We start from the raw sequence: 19,206 nt of genomic DNA, 5'->3' as shown, positions 1-19,206 counted from the left end.
AAAAAACGCCATGTGAATTTCATGTTATATTGAAGTTAGCAGACTCTCAATAAAGGAATGAAATCACATGACGCAACTTCATGATACCACTGAATCCATCAAAGGAAAACATCTGGCGGCAGATGAGCGGGCGCATACCAAAATGGGTCAGTGTCCCGGTATTCATGGAATGGGCGGATACAAAGATGCTTAAAGACGGATGGTCTCCGGACGCTGTCATCGGTTATTTGAAAATCCATTTTCCGTATGCCAAAGCATTACTGCCGTGCACCACCACGCCCTATCACTGGATCAACATCGGTTTGATGCGGACGAAGAATATTGATCTGCTCGAGAAAGTCAGCAGCACACCTTACGCATGCAAAAGTGGATGAATACATATCCGCGGAAGCAGCTCAATTATCGCACGCCACAGGACACATTGATGGCAGCGGTAAAGCAAATCGCTTAGAAAAATGTAGAATTTCGCGCTCCCCCGAGAGGGAGCTTCAACTACCCGCGTCCATTCACAATTTCCCCATACCGGGGAGTGTGCCAGTGGCTAACTTAAACTTGAAATTTAGGGTTTATATTAAACCTCAGTATTCAGAGGCAATTTCAATAACTTTTGAAGGCTCTGTACGTTGAGTGTAATCAGAATTCACTTCTGCAAAAACAATTTTTCCAGAAGAATTAATGACAAATGTAGCTGGTTTTGGCAGTTCCCAATCTTGATTACCATTATGACCTGCGACATCTAATTCAGATTGCTGATAAACATCAATCAAATAATCTGGCATAGAGAAAACTAAATCAAATTGCTTAGCTACATTGTTTTTTTCATCACTTAGTACTATAAATTCAAGTTCATTTTTTTCTTTAGTCGATAACGAAGCATCAGGTGTTTCTGGAGAAATTGCTATCAATGTAGCATCTGACTCTTTAACTGCCTGCAATTCTCGTTGATAAGCATTTAATTCTAAATTGCAGTATGGACACCATCCACCTCGATAAAATGTCAGAATAACTGGTCCATCTTCAAGTTTGTCCATTATAGAAATGATCTTCCCTGTTGTATCTGGAAGCTGAAATTCAGGTATTTGGTCGCCTTCTTTAAGTCCTGGAGAAGTTCTAGATTCCTCCAATTCTCTTGTAGCATTCGCCATTAAGCGTTGTTTTTCCTCAGGGGCATTTTTCTTAAACTGCTCTTTAAAATGATTAATATCTTCATGTAAAGATGTCATAATGATTTTTCCTTTCAAAATAGTTTTATCATAAAATCCAATAGCTTGTACCATTGAGTCGTTATTTTTAAGTTTGTTGTTTAAATGCAGGAGTCAATGTTCTACGCATCATAAAACTGCCTACTTTCTTAATTTAATATTACTTCTGCTTATAGAAGGTGTCCATTTAAGTGTAGACAGTCCAGTAAAATGAATTAACAAAAAAGGGCAGCCGATACACTGCCCTCTCTTGTATTATTTTTGACATACCTGGATTACTCTTTTGTCCAATTAGGATCCATTTCGATATTCGCCGCTTGTAAGGTGGTGAAAACGGGGCAACGGGAATCAACAATCTCTTGGAGTTCTTTTACTCGGTGCTCAGATTCACTTGTTTTCACGCGGACATTTACTTTAATAGACTGAAAATAAGGTCTGACATCTTTTTTCCCCATCATGCCGTCTGAATCAATTTCTCCCCTTATATCAAATTCAATTCCCTGAAGATCAAATTCGATTTCTTCAGCAACCATATTAGCTACTGCGTTTTCACAACCGGCTAAAGAAGAAAGGAGCGTGCCAAGCGGGTCGGCCCCTTCATCTTCTCCCCCCATTTGTTGAGGCTCATCAATAATAAGTTGATGGTTTTTAGAACGAGCTGCAGTTTGCATTCCTTTTGAAGTTGCTGTGATTTTTTCTATCATTTTAGCCATTTTTAATCCTCCATATATTATATGATTTTAAATATCAGCCATTTTTTTGAGTGCTGGATAAAATCTGTTCTTTAGACTGGAAACCGACGGATTGATTAAAAAGCTCTCCGTCTTTAAAGAAAAGAAGTGTAGGAATGCTCATGACACTATATTTTGCAGCTGTTTCTGGACTATCATCGACATTTAATTGAACGATACTTATTTGATTATCTTCCTGATCAATTTCTTCTAATACAGGAGCAATCATTTTACAAGGTCCACACCAAGGCGCACCAAGCTCAGCTACGACAATCCCCTCCTTCGTTTCTTGATCAAATGTTAAATCTGTTACATCTTTAATAGACATGGTATCTCTCCTCCATTTTTATATAACCACTCAAATTAATTATTGAGGTTATAAAAAGCATATGATATATTATATTTAAAGTCAATATTTTAATTTGAGGTGGAATTGTAATGGTGAATAAATTAGAAAAAAGATTTTTTTGTATAAGTGATTATTTATTTATGAATTTTCTTAACACTATTAATGGTGAAAAACAAAATTACGAAATTACAGACCTTTACGAAGAAAACGAGGGAATAAACGATTGGTTATTATTAATGAAGGATAAAGGGGTTTTGAATGCAAAGCAACTGGAAAAAATTAGAGCATCTACAATCGACATTGAAAAGGTAAAATATTTTCGGAATCAATGCCGATTTCATCTCGTAGAGTCCCAACCTAAATCAAAAATGATCGAATGGCTAGTATCTCAGACTGTGGATACGCCGCTTTATTTTGATGAAACCTTTAAACCTGTCCCAATTAAGGGAGGCGCTGATGGGCTAATTTCACTTCTCTCTTATGATATACTTAAAGCCTATAATAATAATGTTTTTCATAAAATTAAAAAATGCGAAGCGCCAACATGTTATGCATTATTTGTTAATCATACCGGGAAACGTAAATGGTGTTCTATGAAGCAATGTGGTAATAGAACAAAGGCAAATAAGCATTACGCAAAAAAAAAGCAAGGAAATACGGTTTTATAATACTTTTAAAAATAATATAAGGAAAAGAGGGATTAAGTTGACTCAACAGCCACCTCATACTTTTATTTTCGATGTATATGGGACGTTATTTGATGTGGATTCAGTTGCTGATAAATGTAACAAGTACTTCCCAGAAAAAGGAGAAAAAATCAGTAAAACATGGCGCGAAAAACAACTGGAATATGCTAATTTAAGACAGATTATGGGTAATTATGAGGACTTTTATTCTATTACAAAAGACGCTTTGCATTTTGCCGTTAAAAAGTATGCGGAAGAACTTAATGAAGAAGTGGAAAAAGAACTTTTGGAAAATTACTTATATCTCAGTCCGTATCCGGAAGCCAAAGCAGTACTAAATCAACTGGGAGATAAAAACCTTGCTGTATTTTCGAATGGTTCACATGATATGCTAGATCCTTTAATTAAAGAATCAATACTAGCCGATTCATTTAGTAAAATAATAAGTGCTGATGAAGTACAACAATTCAAGCCAGCTCTTGATGCGTATGCTTATGTTTCCAAAATTTTAGAAGTTAAACCAAAGGACGTATTATTTATGTCTTCAAATGGTTGGGATATTTCAGGTGCAAAAAACTATGGATTTCAAACTGCCTGGATCAATCGTCAAAACCTCCCTACTGAAGAATTGAAATTGGAGCCGGATATTATTTATAAAGATTTAACAGGGATACTAGAATGGAAATAGTTGATCAAAAACTATTTTAAGTACCATTACAACCATTTTTGTTTCTATTTTCGCGTACTTTCTCATTTAATGATCATCAGTAGCAGCAATGGATGTTATCACATGTATTTTGGCATTCTTTATATTCAAAAGGAAAAATTCACTACTATAAAAATTAAAATGGTTAAAGAATCTCAATGATCATTTACCTGGTCCAATCCACAGTTAATAGTATTAAAGAAATTCATAGGAAGAAAATGTCACCTGATTATGCGCACTAAAACCTCCGCACCTTTTAATTGACTCATAGTTTAGCACAGCTTATTATTATAACCTCCATAAACTTTTTTAGTGGTTATAATAACCAGCGGATGGAGGATAATAATATGGCAATTACAGACGTATGAGTATCCCGACGCTTCTTTTCTTTAAGGGTGGCAAACTAGATTGATAAAGAAGTCGGTTGCAAATCAAGAGAAGAACTTGCAGAAACATTGAATCAGCACCAATAAAAATAGTAGAGACCGGTTCACTTCATATATCCCATTATTATTCGTATGGTTACCGACTACCGTTATTATGAAAGTATGGGGATAAGGAAAGTCGAGGTATATAGAAAGAATCCTTGATGCAACTAACCGGGTTATATTCACTTGTCATTATTCAATGATATTGAATAATAAAGATAAAACTCATAAATAATAATAAGGAGTGTTAGTAGATGGAACTATTCAACAACATAGATAAAGTAGCTATTGTAACAGGGGGCGGTAGCGGAATCGGAAAGACAGCGGCTGAAGCTCTTTCTGAAAGCGGAGCGACTGTTGCCATCATAGGTCGGACATTAGAGAAAGTAGAAACTGCTGCAACTGAAATTCAAAACAAAACCGGTTATCCGGTTAAGGCTTACCAAGGCGACGTAACAAAATCAGCAAACATTCAACATTTCTTAAAAGCCATTTATGAAGAACTTGGGCAAATTGATATACTTGTTAATAATGCGGGTACATTGGCTCCAGGTACGATTGATAGTCTTGATGAAGAAGGGTGGGACCATGTGATGAGTACAAATGCAAAATCCATTTTTTTCATGGCCCAAGCTGTAGTTCCTTATATGAAAAAACAAAACTATGGTCGCATTATTAATACAGCTTCTGTAGCTGGGGAAGTAGGCTTATCCTTCAGCTCCATTTACGGTACTAGTAAAGCTGCAGTTATTCACCAAACAAAACAACTGTCTTTAGAACTTGCGCCATATAATATTACAGTCAATGCCATTAGTCCTTGGTTTTTCAAGACTGAATTCAACGAAAAAGATCTTGAAGATAAGGACTTCCTTTCGACTGTTGAGAATCGTTCTCCTATGAAACGATTAGGGCAACTAGATGAATTGAAATCTTCTTATCTTTTCTTTGCCTCTGCTGGTTCTAGCTATGTGAGTGGTCAGAATGTATTTGTTGATGGTGGTATGATTGTATACGGACTATAGAAAAATAATGAGCCGTCTTTTAGGGTTCAAGTCCGAACTGCGAAGGCAGTGGCAGTGGTTAGCCGAAGACATGTGTGTCTAGGTTATCTAGAATCTATAAGAGATAGTTTCCCAAATATTATTTCAAATGGGTTTATTAATAATGTAAATATGATTAACAACATTCAATTTTAGTAAAATGGTTGAATTTTTGCAGGTTTTTGTATACGCAAATTTCAAGTTTAAAGTTTAAGTTATGGACACACGGGTATTATATAATTAACACAAGAAATAAATAATATATATGATGAAGAAGTTTCAGAAGTTGTTTTATTTTTATCGTCAGATAAATCTAGTTTTGTAAATGGTGCAGATTATACGGTAGACGGGGCTAGAACTTCTACTAATAGATAAAATACTTTCTATTCAACCCAATTTGAAAAATATAATTTTTTTAAAACAACCCCTCATGCAAGAGTGAGGGGTTGCATTTATTTTTAGTTTGTTGCTATTTGTTGCTATCTCCCGCTTTCATATATGAAGGCATTTATATAGCTTATGATTAAGGTTTCTCTCTTTTCTTATATCAAATGGAAGGATTGCAGCGTGGCTTTGAGAGACAAATTGGAGCAGGAGCAAACTTGAACGAAACGCAGGAACTGAACAGATTGATGACGAGTTACATCCGGGTTCAGATGAACGAGGATTCGGCCAAGGATTTGACGGTCCAGAGCCAATTGGAGCAAATACGGAAAAACAGCAATCAGATCATCTCCAACAACGAGGAAATGAACAAGAACATGACCGAATCGAGAGCAGCACGAAAGCCCTCGTCAACGACACAAAGAGCAAGATTCAGGGTTTAGTCTCCAGCACACGCAAAAATGTTCTCGTGAGCAATTGGCTTGATACCCTTAAATATGGCAGCACTGATGTGATCTTGACGTCTGCTATTTTAATAGCATTCTATTATGTCCTTGTTTAAGTTTCCTTGTAAACCAAAGAGACTGCCTTAATGGCAGCCCCTTCGCCTTTAGGGATTTTTTTCAACAATTGCACCCGACTGCTGTACAGTTCACCCTCCTAAATTAGATAACCACTGACGCAATTTTGCTTTAGGATAATATCTTTTATTATTTATAAGGACGTGCGGTATGTCTGGGTATTCTTGAATTAAGCGCTTCGCATCTTCTTTAGAAATCCCCATAAAGTAATGGACATTATTCTCCTTTATCAATTCGTGTTCATCATCATCGTTAAAAATTTCACTAATACTATCTTGAGCATCCGGATTGTTAAAGTTTTTAAGCCCATTTCCTATAAAATACCCTGCAGCAGCAATTCCTAAAGCAATCCAAACTAAGTCAAATTCCATATTGATATCCCCCTTAATTTTTCAACAAACTTTATTCAATTAAAGGGTTCGTTTGTTGAACTAATCCATAATAAAATAATTACTTCGCTCCCAATTCCAAAGCAATCCTAGTATGATCTTCCTCATCTGCTTTATCTTCATTTTCTGCATGAATTAAATCGCCAGCTATGCCGGGCCCTTTAATCAAACAACTATTGGCTGGTATTGAAGCATACCTTTTATTCTTCAACATCAACCAATTCAGCTTTAACAATTTGATATTTCGTTAATTCTACTGTTTGACCATCCTCGTTTTCTACAGGAATAAAATCCGTTGCAATACCTGAATATTTTCTGCTAATCCCCCCCTCAATTCGTACATTTTTAAACTGTTCTCCAGTTGATACTGTGATGTTGTAAATATGTATCTTTTTCGCCATAATATCCTCTCCTCTTCTTAAGTCTTTTGCCACTAAATCCAATACACATTTAAAATTTGATGTGTCATTCATTAGCATAATGGCCAATTTCAGCACACAACTTATGCGACAACTGCGCCCGTTTCTGGAAGATAACTTTATCTTTTTTTGCTATAAATTTCATAAGCAAAATATCCAAGTAATAAACCGATCCCAGGCCCCCACGCAATTGAAGATGACAAGGTGATTGGGAGAAGCAAGCTTACGAGTATAGCAACAATAAATCCAATCACCATTCCGAGTGGTATAAGACTGTCTAATAAATCTTGAGCACCTTTTGTTTTTTTCTTACCAAGAGTGCCTTTCTTAGTTTTGTGTATCATTCTCAAAACAACAAATACTGCAATTCCACAAACCAGGACAAGTGGTAGAAAAATACGCGTTATTTCTAGTGTTAAGCTCATATTAATCCCTCACTTTCCTTCGTTTTTAAGTTAATACAGTTTTAACATAATTCATTCAATTAAATGGCTCTATACAGAGGAATGTGCTTATTCGATTACTGCGACCTCTGATTTAAGATCCCTCTTCAACGGAATTACCAATCCTAAAATAAAAATAAAAGATGTCTCAGTTTCATATTTTTTAGACCCAGACAATCTTTTCAGTATAGGATTGGCAATCATACTTATTAAAGCTATACAAATTACAATGCTGATGCTAAATACAACTGTATTATCATTCAAATAAGTTATAGAAATAAAAAACAAAACTGAAAATGGAATACCTAACAAGAAAGACAAAAGATACTGCATCAAAACACCTCTTTTAAAAAATAACACTATTAATTTTTTATTTCAATTTCCTTTGTTGTGAACCAACTGAACTGCACCCAGTCAAGTAGACATGAAAATAATAAAAATCTCCCTTTGCAGAATGGGAGAATTTTATGATTTCTCTTTCCGCTGCAAAGGGAGCATATCAACTCCGGGGATTGCTGTCTTCTATAAAGCCCGGCTGCCGATATCCCTGCGATAGAACAAGGTGTCTGCATCAAACCGTACTTTATCCACATTGGCGTATGCATCCTCCACAGCTGCTGCAATATCATCACCGTATCCAGTGACAAGCAGCACACGTCCGCCCGATGTCATGAACCTCCCTTCAATATCCTGGGTCAATCCGCTGATGTAGCAGTGATCTGTAATGTCATCAAAATCTACATACTTCCCCTTTTCATATGCCTTCGGATAGCCTTCACTGGAGAGCATGACACCGACCATACAACCCGGTTTGAACGTCAGGCTGCAGGGTTCTTTATCCCGGGTGTTTTCAATGACATCCACCAAATCATCCTCCATCATGGAAAGCAGTATCTGGGCTTCCGGATCGCCGAAGCGTGCGTTGAATTCAATGACTTTAACGCCGTCTTCAGTCACCATCGCTCCCAGATAGAGCACGCCAAAATAGTCAAGCCCTTCCTCCACCATTGCTCTTGTCACCGGACCAACAATTTTTTCGACCGCTTCCTGACGATACACTTCACCGATGTGCGCAACTGGTGCATAGGCACCCATGCCGCCTGTGTTCGGTCCGGTGTCGCCATCAAATGCCCGCTTATGATCCTGGGCGATCATTTCAAATGAATGTGAGTAATCACCATTCACAAATACCATCAATGAAAATTCTTCCCCTTCAAGATATTCTTCCACAACAATGGGCGCCCCAACGGCGCCTCCGGCCATCAATTCATCCAGACCAGCGAATGCTTCATCCATATCACCAGCTACAACGACCCCTTTCCCGCCAGACAGACCGTCTTTTTTAAGCACGATCGGCGCGCCAGTCTGCCTGATATATTGGCAAGCCTCATCATAATCTGTGAATTTTGCAAATTTCGCTGTTGGAATATCATACTTTGCCATGAGCGCTTTCGTAAATGCTTTGGAAGACTCCATCTGTGCTTCCTTCTTGCGCGGGCCGAATACTTTTATGCCGTGTTCCCCTTCCAGATAATCGACGATGCCCTCACAGAGCGGTGCTTCAGGTCCGACGAAGACCCATTCGACATCCTGCTCCAGACAGACACCGGATATTGCTTCAAAATCCATCTCTGACACCCCATGGATGACCTCTGCCGCATCACCCATACCGGCATTGCCGGGAATCGCCAATATTCTGTCCACCTGTTCTGACTCTGCAAACTTCCTGACCAGTGCATGTTCACGGCCGCCGCTGCCTATGACTGCTATATTCATTAACCTGCTCCTTTAAACCTTTGTTTTAGTGCTTGAAGTGACGCATACCCGTAACAACCATCGCCATACCATGCGCATCACAAAAGTCGATGGATTCCTGGTCGCGCTTTGAACCGCCGGGCTGAATAATGGATTTTATGCCATGTGCATGGGCAAGCTCGACAGTATCCGGCATCGGAAAGAAACCGTCACTTGCCATTACCACATGGTCACCGAGTTCGATCGCCCGTTCGATCGCGATTTTCAGTGCCCCGACACGGTTCATCTGTCCGGCACCGATGCCGACCGTCTGCCTGTCATTGGCCAGCACAATGGCATTGCTTTTAACATGTTTCGCCACTTCCCAGGCCAGGGCCATCGCCTTCATCTGCGATCTTGACGGTTTCGCCTCTGTCATTACTTTAATGTCATTTTCTTTTAACGCCCCTGTATCTTTCGATTGGACCAGGTATCCGCCTGAAACACTGACATATTCTTCGGCATTCATATCTTCATGCATATCCACTTCGAGCAGACGCAGATTTTTCTTCCCAGTCAGTATATTGAGCGCCGCTTCATCATAGGACGGCGCAATGATCACTTCTAGAAAAATACGGTTCAGCTGCTCTGCAGTTTCTTTATCCACGGTTTTGTTGAATGCGACAATACCGCCGAATATCGATTGAGAATCCGCTGCATACGCATTCTCAAATGCCTCCGAAACACAGTCGCCAGTACCGACGCCACATGGGTTCATATGCTTGATGGCAACTGCTGCAGGCAGTTCGAATTTTTTGACGAGACCCAATGCAGCGTCCGCGTCCCTCAAGTTGTTGTAGGACATCGCTTTGCCATGAAGAATGTCAGCGTTGAGAATGGTATTGCGTTTTTCTGTCGTCCGGACAAGCCTCGCTGACTGATGGGGGTTCTCACCGTAACGCAATGTCTCCTCTCCTCTGCTGAAGTAATTGACAATAGCCTGATCGTAATCGTTGGTATGGGCAAATACTTTAATCATCAGAGCGTGACGATATGTAACATCCATCGTCTCCTCTTCGATTCTTTGAATGACTTCACCGTAATCATCAGGATCCACCACTGTGGTCACATATTTGAAGTTTTTCGCTGCTGCACGCAGCATTGCCGGACCGCCAATATCAATGTTTTCCACAGCATCCGCTTCAGTGACATCTGTCTGTCTCACCGTCTCTTTGAACGGGTAAAGATTCACAGCAACGAGATCGATCGTTTCGATATGATTGCCGGCCAGCTCGCTCATATGTGTGTCGTTATTCCGGTCAGCCAGAATGCCGCCGTGTATATTTGGATGCAGCGTCTTCACACGGCCATCCATGATTTCATCAAAGCCGGTCAGTTCATACACGCCATTGACTTTTATGCCGAAGGATTCAATTGTTTTTAAAGTGCCGCCCGTAGAATAAATGTCATAGCCGTTGCGGACCAGGCCTCTGACAAAGGGTTCGAGCCCTCTCTTATCCGATACGCTGATCAATGCTTTTTTCATGATTTCCCACCTTCTATCACTTTTTTTAATGCCTGGGGGTAGAGCCAGTATTCAAGCTGATGAATCTTTTCTTCAAGCGTTTGCAGCGTCTCACCGTCCCGGATACGGACAGTCTCCTGCATGATGATCTCTCCGGCATCGACGCCAGCATCCACATAATGTACCGTTACACCACTCACCGTCACACCATAGTTGAAAGCCTCCTCAATGCCATTCTTACCTTTGAATGCCGGCAGCAGGGAAGGATGAAGATTAACTATACGTCTGTCATAAGTGCTGATGAAGTGTGATGAAAGAATTCTCATATACCCTGCAAGGACAACATAAGCCACTTCGAATTCCGCCAGAATCTTGATGATTTTAGCTTCATGCGCTGCCCTGCTCGGATAATCCCCGCGCTCAATTGCATAATATGTGATCCCAAGCTTTTCGGCACGTGTGACTGCATAGGCATCGCGATGATCCGTGATCATCACACAGACCTCGATCCCGATATCTGCGGAATGTCTGACAATGTTCTCAAAATTTGAACCGCCGCCCGAAGCCATCACCGCAACTTTATAGTCCATTGATGACCATTCCTCTTTCGGCGGTCATCGTGCCGATCACTGACGCCGTTTCACCAGCCTCGGTCAATACAGATACAGCAGCTGCCTCATCTCCCGCATTCACTACTGTTATGAAACCGATACCCATATTGAAGATATTGTATGCTTCTTTCATATCAATCCCGCCAAATTCAATCAGCCAGGAGATGACTTTGGGAATTTCAACATCAGCTAAATCAAGGCGCACACCCAGATGCTCCGGCATTGCCCTTGGAATATTCTCCATGAAACCGCCGCCTGTAATGTGGCTCATGGCTTTGATGTCCACCGCTTCAAGCAATGCCTGTACACTTTTGACATAGATACGGGTCGGCTCAAGCAGCAGATCGATGATGCTTGAGCCATCGATTTTTTCATCAATATCGATATCATGTTCATCAATCAACTTCCGGATGAGACTGTAACCGTTGGCATGGACGCCGCTCGAAGCAAGTCCGATAATGCTGTCCCCCGGTCGGACCGTCGAACCGTCGATATAACGGTCCTTCTCCACTGCCCCGACGGAAAAACCGGCAATGTCATATTCACCTTTGCCGTACATCTCACCCATCTCGGCTGTTTCACCGCCGATCAGCGCACATCCGGCTTCACTGCAGCCTGTCGCCACACCATCAACGATATCCGCAACGGTCTCGGGAATCACTTTATTGACAGCGATGTAATCAAGGAAATAAAGCGGCTCTGCGCCGGTGGTCAGAATATCATTCACACACATGGCAACCGCATCGATGCCGATCGTGTCGTGCCGGCCATGGTCGATCGCCATCTTTAACTTCGTGCCGACGCCGTCTGTACCGGAGACCAGCACCGGACTTTTCATATTCAGCTGTGACAGATCAAACGCAGCGCCGAAGCCGCCGAGCCCGCCGAGGACCTCCCGGCGCATTGTTCGCTCCACATGCGACTTCATCCGGTCCACGGCTTCATAACCGGCTGCGATGTCAACACCCGCTTTTTTATATTGTTCAGACATGTCATACCCCTTTCGTCTTCAAGTCTTTTTCCTGTGGCAGGAGCTGTTCCTCGATATCGATTGGATAGTTTCCTGTAAAACAGGCATCACACTGTCCCCTGGAGCCAAACGAATGATACACATCATGCATTCTGCCGACGGAGAGATAAGTCAGCGAATCCGCATCGATTTCCCTGCGGATTTCCTCATTCGACTTCCGGGAGGCGATGATTTCTGCATGGGTGGACACATCGATGCCGTAGTAGCACGGATTTTTAAGCGGCGGTGACGACACGCCCATATGCACTTCCTTCGCCCCTGCCCGGCGCAGCGCCTTGACGATGAAACGGCTTGTTGTGCCGCGCACGATGGAGTCATCGACGACAAATATACGCTTGCCTTCCACAACATCCCTGACCGGCGACAGTTTCATGCGGACAGCCCGCTCCCTCGCTTCCTGGCCAGACGCTGTGAACGTCCGTCCGACATAGCGGTTTTTAAGCAGCCCCTGCTCCTGTTTGATGCCTGTTGCCTCGCTGAATCCTTTTGCCGCTGCCAGGCTCGAGTCCGGCACGCCGATGACGATATCCGCATCCACCTCAGTTTCTTCGGCGAGTGCTCGGCCGAGTGATTTTCTGATGCTGTACACCGAAGAATGACGAAATTCCGAATCAGCCCTTGTGAAATAAATATATTCCATTGAACACATATTTGGCTGCTCTTTATCTGTATACCTGTCGAAATCAATCCCGGCGTCACTCAAAGTGATCAATTCCCCGGGTTCTACATCACGGATATATTCTGCCCCGATTGCTGTGAAAGCACAGGTTTCACTGGCGACACAGTATGAACCGTCGACCTCTCCGAGCATCAGTGGCCTCACCCCATGATCATCCATCGCAATCGTCAGCGAATCTTCGTCCAGAATGACATAAGCAAATGCACCCTTCAGTTGTTTGAGCGCGGTTTTTATACGCTGCTTCCTGTCCCTGCTTTTGTTCTTTCTGATCAGGTGGGCGAGCACCTCGGAGTCTGAAGATGTCTGGAAAATCGCACCGTCGTCTTCAAGCGCATCCCGGATACTGATCGCATTCACCAGATTGCCATTATGCGCCAGACCCAGGTCTCCTTTATGACCTTTGAAAAGAAACGGCTGGACGTTCGAGAGCTCACTGCCGCCGGTGGTTGCGTAACGCACATGTCCGATCGCATGCGGGAAATCGCGCAGTGACACCAGCTGATCATTAGTGAGCGCTTCTGTCAGAAGCCCCATGCCGCGGGCGCCAAAAAGATAGTCATTGTTCGAACACACGATGCCTGCGCCCTCCTGACCACGGTGCTGCAGACTGTGCAGTGCGATATACGTCAGTTCACTCGCGCGTTCATGATTCCACACACCAAAAATCCCACACTCTTCATTCAGTCCACGGATGTCATACATTTCGGAATTGCCCCTTCCCACGCTTCTGTGACTGCTGCAAGCGTCCGCTCAATCGTCACATCACGTGCTTTAATCGTAAATCCATCGTCGGACAGCCGTCCGATTTCAACTGCATCCTGAATGTCCATTCCTGGCTGTGCAATCACAATATACCTTGAAGCATTTTCTGCAAACAAATCCTCACCGTCCAGGTCAATCTCAACGTCAAGCCCGAGATGGTGGAAGCTGGCAAGCTGAGCCAGTTTCATAGCGATGCCGCCGCGTCCAAGCGGTGCGATTTTCTTTATCTCCCGGGCTGTCAGCTTTCCTCTCAAATACATGCCCCGGCTGTATTCGGTTTCCAGATCGATGTATCTGAGCTGTCTGGATGTTTCGTTGTCCAGCAGCTTTTCAATCTGGCTGCCGGCGAATGATTTGGTTGTTGCCCCGACGAGGTAAACCGCATCTTTCGAATTGATGGTAAGACCGTCCATGAAGTTCACATCTTCGATCAGCCCAACCATACCAATGACCGGTGACGGCAGGATGGAGTCCGTCCTGTTTTCATTGTAGAGGCTCACGTTTCCGGAGACGACCGGTGCAGACAGTGCGGTACACGCTTCTGCCATGCCCCGCGTGGATTCGGACAGCTGGTGATAGATTTCCGGATTTTCCGGACTGCCGTAATTGAGACAGTCCGTCATACCAAGCGGTTTGGCGCCGGTTGAAATGATTGATCTGAAGGTCTGAGCCACGACTTCTTTGCCCCCGTTATAAGGGTCCGCATAGACGTAACGGCTTTTACCGTCGAGTGCCGCTGCCACTGCCTTATCTGTCCCTTCGACTCTGACGATACCGGAGCCGAAGCCGGGTTTCTGGACAGTATTGGCACCCACCTGGGCGTCAAACTGTTCATAGATGTAATCCTTTGAACCGTGTGTCGGATGTCCCGAGAGTGCGTCGAACACCTGATTCAGATCCGCCCGGGAATACTCATAGATTTTATCATCAGGTGCCGGTTGCTGACCTTCCAGTATATAAACAGGCGCTTCCTCAGAGAGCGGCTGGACCGGGATGTCAGCGTATAAGTCCTCTTCATAATACAGACAAAGACGATCGCTGCCGGTGACTTCGCCGATGACCGCCGCATCGAGCCCGTGATCTTCAAACAAGTCCAGGAACTTCTGTTCAGAGCCTTCTTCGACAACGAGCAGCATGCGTTCCTGGGTTTCTGAAAGCATCATCTCATAGGGGGAAATGCCATCTTCCCGGAGGGGCACCCGGTCGAGATAAAGCGTCATACCGGATTCCCCTTTGGCTGCCATTTCCGAGCTTGAGGATGTCAGGCCGGCTGCCCCCATATCCTGAATGCCGACCAATTCCGGCTGATCGATTGCAGCAAGGGTCGCATCCATCAGCTTCTTGCCGGTGAACGGATCGCCGATCTGAACTGAAGGGCGTCTTGATTCAGACGCCTCATTCAGTTCCTCCGATGCGAAAGTGGCACCATGAATACCATCCCGGCCAGTCTTCAAGCCGGCATAGATCACCTTATTGCCGGCGCCTCTAGCAGTTCCTTTCTGGATTTTATCGTGTTCCATCACACCGACACACATGGCGTTGACGAGCGGGTTACCATCATAGGACGGATCAAATTCGACCTCCCCGGAGACCGTCGGTATGCCGATCGAGTTGCCGTATCCGCCAATGCCTGCGGTTACCCCGCGCAGAAGGCGTCTGTTATTTGCGCCTGAAAGCTCGCCGAATCTGAGGGAATTGAGCAGACCAATCGGGCGTGCACCGATGGAGACGATGTCGCGGATAATACCGCCGACACCTGTGGCCGCGCCCTGATAGGGTTCTACCGCTGACGGATGATTGTGTGATTCCACCTTGAACACAGCCGCCTGCCCGTCGCCGATATCGACAGCCCCGGCACCTTCGCCGGGGCCCATCAATACATGCGCCCCCTCGCTTGGGAATTGTTTTAAAAACGGTTTGGAATGCTTATAGGAACAATGCTCACTCCACATCACGGAAAAGATACCGGTCTCTGTGTAATTGGGGTCTCTTTCAAGGATTTCGACCACTCTACCGTATTCATCATCCGTCAGACCCATTTCTGCATACAGTTTTTCATTCCTGATATGTTCCATGGACGGTTCAATAAATTTAGACATGATAAACCTCCCTCTGCGTCATTTCTTCAAAGAGTTTCATTCCGTCATCACTGCCGAGCAGCGTCTCAAGCGCCCGTTCAGGATGCGGCATCATGCCGAACACATTGCCTGAGGTATTCACAATGCCGGCGATATCATTTCTGGAGCCGTTCGGATTTTCATTGTAAGTCAGGACGATCTGATTGTTTTTCACGAGTTTTTCGTACGTCTCATCATCACAGTAGTAATGGCCTTCCCCGTGTGCCACCGGATAGATGACATCTTCATTTTGTGCGTATCCCCTCGTGAAACGGGTGTTATTATTGACAATTTTAAGGGATTCATTCCGGGAGACGAATGTGTGCTGGTCATTGAAGATGAGCGCGCCGGGGAGCAGACCAATTTCAGTGAGTATCTGAAAACCGTTGCAGATACCAAGGATCGGCTTATTTTCATCAGCTGCCTGTCTGATGGCTTGAGTTACAGGCGCGACACCTGCCATCGCCCCGCTCCTGAGATAGTCGCCGAATGAAAAGCCGCCGGGAATCAGCACGCCGTCGTAACCATCCAGCGTTGTTTCCCTGTAGTCCACATATGCCGCTTCACCGCCCGCTTTGCGGGCGGCATTCAGCAGGTCACGGTCGCCGTTGGAGCCGGGGTATCTGATCACTGCATACTTCATCACTTCGGCACCTCACTCAGAATATTATATTCATACGTTTCAATTACCGTATTTGTAAAGAGGCGTTCAGACAGTGATTTCACAATTTCTTCTATGCGTTCATTATCGGTTTCTTCGATATCAAAATACAGTACCTTGCCGACGCGTATGTTACTGATTTCATCATGCCCGAGCTCATGGACCGAACGGTTTAAGGCTTCCCCCTGAGTATCCAGAACCTGCGGCTGCAGCGTGACGATCAATTCTATCTGCTTCATTATTTGACTGCCCCCATCTTTTCGTAAAATTCAGTGTACTTGTCAATCAGTGAACCTGTGCCGTTACGGTAGACATCCTTATCGAAGTTTTCGCCGGTTTTCTTATCCCATATGCGGCAGGTATCCGGGGATATCTCGTCCGCCAGGACAAAATTGCCGGCCTTGTCTTTACCGTACTCAATTTTGAAATCGACCAGCTTGAGCCCCATCTGATCCATCATTTCGTTCATGGCCTTATTCACCTTGAGCGCCTGAGTCCTGAGCGTTTCAATCTCAGCTTCTGTCGCGATATCCAGTTTCAGAATATGATCTTCGGTCAGTATGGGATCATGCAATGCATCTTCTTTATAATAAAATTCCACGAGCGGCGGTGTGAAAGAACTGCCGTTTGTGAATCCGAGACGTCTGACAATACTGCCGGCCGCAAAGTTCCTGACCACCACTTCAAGCGGGATGATGCGTACCGGCATCACTTTCTGTTCCGTGTCACTGATGCGTTCGATAAAATGGGAATCCACACCGTTTTTCTTTAGATATTTGAATATATCAGATGAAATCAAATTATTAAGCCGTCCTTTACCGGACATAAAATCTTGTTTTTCCCCGTTGCCCGCAGTCACTTCATCCTTATATTCAAGACGCAGCACTTCAGGGTCCTCGGTTTTATACACACACTTTGCCTTCCCTTCATATAGAAGCATCAGTCAGTCCCCTTTACAAAATCTTTAGTCAAATGTTCAAGCGTCTCTTCCACATCTTCTGTAAGTACTGTGACATGCCCCATTTTGCGGGCGGGTTTGCGTGCTGTCTTGCCATACACATGGACACGCCAGTCCGGATGTTTGAACAGTTCACTCCCCAGCCTGTCAAGATCCTCACCGAGCAGATTCATCATGACAGCGTCACTGTGCAGGGCGACCTGAGGCATCGGATGATCCAATAGAGCGAGGACATGCGCATCAAACTGGCTGATGTTGCATGCTTCTATGGAATAATGTCCGGAATTGTGCGGACGGGGCGCGATTTCATTCACATACAGATCGCCTTGTTTTGAAACAAAAAATTCAATCGTGAACACGCCGGCAAAATGAAGCTTTGACATGATTTTTTCTGCCTCTTTTTTAGCCTGTTGTTCAAAATCCAGCCGGGCGGGCACGATGGTTCTGTATAAAATCTGATCTTTGTGCAGATTTTCCTGCAGCGGGAAAATGATGACCTGCCCGCTCACGCTTCTGGCAATCGTCAGTGACACTTCGCGTTCAAGTTCGATATACTTTTCTACGACGAAATCGGCTTCTTCAAGGGGGAGGTCAAGTGTAAACAAGTCCGCTTCGGTTTCCAGCAGATACTGTCCTTTACCGTCATATCCGCCTGTTGCCGTCTTGACGATGGCCGGCAGTCCGTGCATTTTGGCAAACGTCCTGACCGTATCCAGACTGTCGACTTTTTCATAGGGCACTATGGCCGCACCTGAAGCTTCAATCGCCGCTTTTTCCGTCTCCCGATTCTGCAGCGTCAGCACCGTCTGTGCCCCCTGCGGTACATTGTAATCATCGACCAGTGTGTGCAGTATTTCTGCATTGATGTTTTCGAATTCATATGTGATGACATCGCTCATTTCACACAATGATTTGAGTGCCCTCAGATCACTGAATTCAGCATGGATAAAATGATTGCTGGTCGCGCCTGCCGGCGCATCTTCTGAAGGATCGAGCACTGCCACCCTGTAACCCATTCTGAGCGCTGACTGTGCCATCATCTTGCCGAGCTGTCCGCCGCCGATAATCCCGATTGTTGCTCCCAGTGCCAGCTTAGTTGAGGTCATGCTGCATCTCCTCCACTTTTTCTTCCAATGATTTTTGATATGCGTTTAAACGTTCGTATATCTCAGGGGCACCGACGGCTTCTATACGTGCAGCCAATATGCCTGCGTTTTTGCTGCCGGCTTTGCCGATAGCAGTCGTGGCTACTGGAATGCCGCCCGGCATCTGCACGATGGAGAGCAGGGAATCCATACCTTGCAGGGATTTGGATTCTATTGGCACACCGATGACCGGGACATTCGTCATGGAAGCGACCATGCCCGGCAGATGCGCTGCACCGCCGGCGCCGGCAATGATGACGTCCAGTCCGTCAGACTTCGCATGCTTCGCATAGTTCATCATCATTTCCGGTGTCCGGTGGGCACTGACCACTTTTTTCTCATAAGGTATTTCCAATTCATCCAGCATGTCACACGCATGCTGCATGACCGGCCAATCTGAAGAGCTGCCCATGATTACGCCTACCGTCATAATTAAAACCCTCATTTCCAGAAATTTGTTTGTGTCATTACATATACAGTTTAACAACGGAATTAGCTTTATTCAACTTAAAAACGAACAATTTTTATATAAAAAATTTAATCGTTTGTTTATACGAACGTTTGTAGTATTTTTATAAATTATAAGTTCGGTTTTTATACTTTCTAGTGCTTTGTGGAATAATATG

At 44.2% G+C, this 19,206-nt stretch carries 23 protein-coding genes; 6 read left to right on the top strand and 17 right to left on the bottom strand.

What is annotated here, in order from left to right; genetic code table 11:
• Positions 1-67: 67 nt before the first annotated feature.
• Both G343_RS15805 and G343_RS15610 read left to right on the top strand, forming a co-directional pair.
• The gene (locus G343_RS15805) at positions 68-193 is read left to right on the top strand and encodes a hypothetical protein (protein WP_020006284.1); all 126 of its coding nucleotides are present in this window, start codon (positions 68-70) and stop codon (positions 191-193) included.
• The gene (locus G343_RS15610; protein ID WP_020006283.1) at positions 186-374 is read left to right on the top strand and encodes a hypothetical protein; all 189 of its coding nucleotides are present in this window, start codon (positions 186-188) and stop codon (positions 372-374) included. Before G343_RS15805 ends, G343_RS15610 begins: the two co-directional genes overlap by 8 nt.
• Positions 375-578: 204 nt before the next feature.
• Here the strand turns inward: G343_RS15610 and G343_RS0101085 are convergent, their stop codons facing one another.
• From G343_RS0101085 to trxA, 3 genes are all read right to left on the bottom strand, one after another.
• Positions 579-1,223, bottom strand: coding sequence for a peroxiredoxin-like family protein (locus G343_RS0101085; protein ID WP_020006282.1), 645 nt, complete (start codon positions 1,221-1,223; stop codon positions 579-581).
• Positions 1,224-1,477: 254 nt separating this feature from the next.
• Entirely contained in the window at positions 1,478-1,915 is a 438-nt protein-coding gene (locus G343_RS0101080; RefSeq protein WP_020006281.1) for an OsmC family protein, read from the bottom strand.
• 34 nt (positions 1,916-1,949) lie between these two features.
• A complete protein-coding gene (gene trxA / locus G343_RS0101075; RefSeq protein ID WP_020006280.1) occupies positions 1,950-2,261 on the bottom strand; it encodes a thioredoxin in 312 nt (103 codons plus the stop codon).
• 110 nt (positions 2,262-2,371) lie between these two features.
• Here trxA and G343_RS0101070 point away from each other — a divergent pair, with 110 nt between their 5' ends.
• The 4 genes from G343_RS0101070 to G343_RS0101055 all read left to right on the top strand — a co-directional run bounded on the left by G343_RS0101070 (position 2,372) and on the right by G343_RS0101055 (position 5,969).
• On the top strand, positions 2,372-2,950 hold the full coding sequence (locus G343_RS0101070) for a CGNR zinc finger domain-containing protein (protein WP_020006279.1): 579 nt from the start codon (positions 2,372-2,374) through the stop codon (positions 2,948-2,950).
• Positions 2,951-2,987: 37 nt separating this feature from the next.
• Positions 2,988-3,656 carry a haloacid dehalogenase type II gene (locus tag G343_RS0101065; protein WP_020006278.1) on the top strand — a complete coding sequence of 223 codons (669 nt, stop codon included), beginning with the start codon at positions 2,988-2,990 and terminating at the stop codon, positions 3,654-3,656.
• A gap of 700 nt (positions 3,657-4,356) precedes the next feature.
• The gene (locus G343_RS0101060; RefSeq protein WP_020006277.1) at positions 4,357-5,124 is read left to right on the top strand and encodes an SDR family NAD(P)-dependent oxidoreductase; all 768 of its coding nucleotides are present in this window, start codon (positions 4,357-4,359) and stop codon (positions 5,122-5,124) included.
• A 620-nt stretch (positions 5,125-5,744) separates the two neighbouring features.
• Positions 5,745-5,969: a hypothetical protein gene (locus G343_RS0101055; RefSeq protein WP_020006276.1), complete on the top strand. Its 225-nt coding sequence runs from the start codon at positions 5,745-5,747 to the stop codon at positions 5,967-5,969.
• 209 nt (positions 5,970-6,178) lie between these two features.
• On the opposite strand, the gene G343_RS0101050 is transcribed toward G343_RS0101055, so the two are convergent.
• The 14 genes from G343_RS0101050 to purE form a co-directional block, all read right to left on the bottom strand.
• Complete coding sequence (locus G343_RS0101050; RefSeq protein WP_020006275.1) at positions 6,179-6,478, bottom strand: hypothetical protein; 300 nt, start codon at positions 6,476-6,478, stop codon at positions 6,179-6,181.
• A 218-nt stretch (positions 6,479-6,696) separates the two neighbouring features.
• The gene (locus G343_RS0101040; protein WP_020006273.1) at positions 6,697-6,897 is read right to left on the bottom strand and encodes a hypothetical protein; all 201 of its coding nucleotides are present in this window, start codon (positions 6,895-6,897) and stop codon (positions 6,697-6,699) included.
• A 137-nt stretch (positions 6,898-7,034) separates the two neighbouring features.
• The gene (locus tag G343_RS0101035) at positions 7,035-7,340 is read right to left on the bottom strand and encodes a hypothetical protein (RefSeq protein ID WP_020006272.1); all 306 of its coding nucleotides are present in this window, start codon (positions 7,338-7,340) and stop codon (positions 7,035-7,037) included.
• A gap of 540 nt (positions 7,341-7,880) precedes the next feature.
• The gene (gene purD, locus G343_RS0101025; protein WP_020006270.1) at positions 7,881-9,134 is read right to left on the bottom strand and encodes a phosphoribosylamine--glycine ligase; all 1,254 of its coding nucleotides are present in this window, start codon (positions 9,132-9,134) and stop codon (positions 7,881-7,883) included.
• 25 nt (positions 9,135-9,159) lie between these two features.
• The gene (purH, locus tag G343_RS0101020; protein WP_020006269.1) at positions 9,160-10,638 is read right to left on the bottom strand and encodes a bifunctional phosphoribosylaminoimidazolecarboxamide formyltransferase/IMP cyclohydrolase; all 1,479 of its coding nucleotides are present in this window, start codon (positions 10,636-10,638) and stop codon (positions 9,160-9,162) included.
• Entirely contained in the window at positions 10,635-11,207 is a 573-nt protein-coding gene (gene purN / locus G343_RS0101015; RefSeq protein WP_020006268.1) for a phosphoribosylglycinamide formyltransferase, read from the bottom strand. Before purN ends, purH begins: the two co-directional genes overlap by 4 nt.
• A complete protein-coding gene (gene purM / locus G343_RS0101010; RefSeq protein WP_020006267.1) occupies positions 11,197-12,219 on the bottom strand; it encodes a phosphoribosylformylglycinamidine cyclo-ligase in 1,023 nt (340 codons plus the stop codon). Before purM ends, purN begins: the two co-directional genes overlap by 11 nt.
• Position 12,220: 1 nt before the next feature.
• Positions 12,221-13,639: an amidophosphoribosyltransferase gene (gene purF / locus G343_RS0101005; protein ID WP_020006266.1), complete on the bottom strand. Its 1,419-nt coding sequence runs from the start codon at positions 13,637-13,639 to the stop codon at positions 12,221-12,223.
• Positions 13,618-15,798 carry a phosphoribosylformylglycinamidine synthase subunit PurL gene (purL, locus tag G343_RS0101000; RefSeq protein ID WP_020006265.1) on the bottom strand — a complete coding sequence of 727 codons (2,181 nt, stop codon included), beginning with the start codon at positions 15,796-15,798 and terminating at the stop codon, positions 13,618-13,620. The genes purF and purL overlap by 22 nt, the downstream gene beginning before the upstream one ends.
• Positions 15,791-16,459, bottom strand: coding sequence for a phosphoribosylformylglycinamidine synthase subunit PurQ (gene purQ / locus G343_RS0100995; RefSeq protein WP_020006264.1), 669 nt, complete (start codon positions 16,457-16,459; stop codon positions 15,791-15,793). Before purQ ends, purL begins: the two co-directional genes overlap by 8 nt.
• Entirely contained in the window at positions 16,459-16,716 is a 258-nt protein-coding gene (gene purS / locus G343_RS0100990; RefSeq protein WP_020006263.1) for a phosphoribosylformylglycinamidine synthase subunit PurS, read from the bottom strand. Before purS ends, purQ begins: the two co-directional genes overlap by 1 nt.
• Positions 16,716-17,420, bottom strand: a complete 705-nt coding sequence (gene purC / locus G343_RS0100985; RefSeq protein WP_026366220.1) for a phosphoribosylaminoimidazolesuccinocarboxamide synthase — start codon at positions 17,418-17,420, stop codon at positions 16,716-16,718. The genes purS and purC overlap by 1 nt, the downstream gene beginning before the upstream one ends.
• Positions 17,417-18,541: a 5-(carboxyamino)imidazole ribonucleotide synthase gene (gene purK / locus G343_RS0100980; protein WP_020006261.1), complete on the bottom strand. Its 1,125-nt coding sequence runs from the start codon at positions 18,539-18,541 to the stop codon at positions 17,417-17,419. The genes purC and purK overlap by 4 nt, the downstream gene beginning before the upstream one ends.
• A complete protein-coding gene (gene purE, locus G343_RS0100975) occupies positions 18,528-19,010 on the bottom strand; it encodes a 5-(carboxyamino)imidazole ribonucleotide mutase (protein ID WP_020006260.1) in 483 nt (160 codons plus the stop codon). The genes purK and purE overlap by 14 nt, the downstream gene beginning before the upstream one ends.
• Positions 19,011-19,206 lie beyond the last annotated feature (196 nt).

The sequence above is a fragment of the Salinicoccus albus DSM 19776 genome (assembly GCF_000385175.1).
Classification (GTDB): domain Bacteria; phylum Bacillota; class Bacilli; order Staphylococcales; family Salinicoccaceae; genus Salinicoccus; species Salinicoccus albus.
Note: the sequence above shows the minus strand (reverse complement) of the source record. Positions and strands in the feature narration are given on the sequence as shown.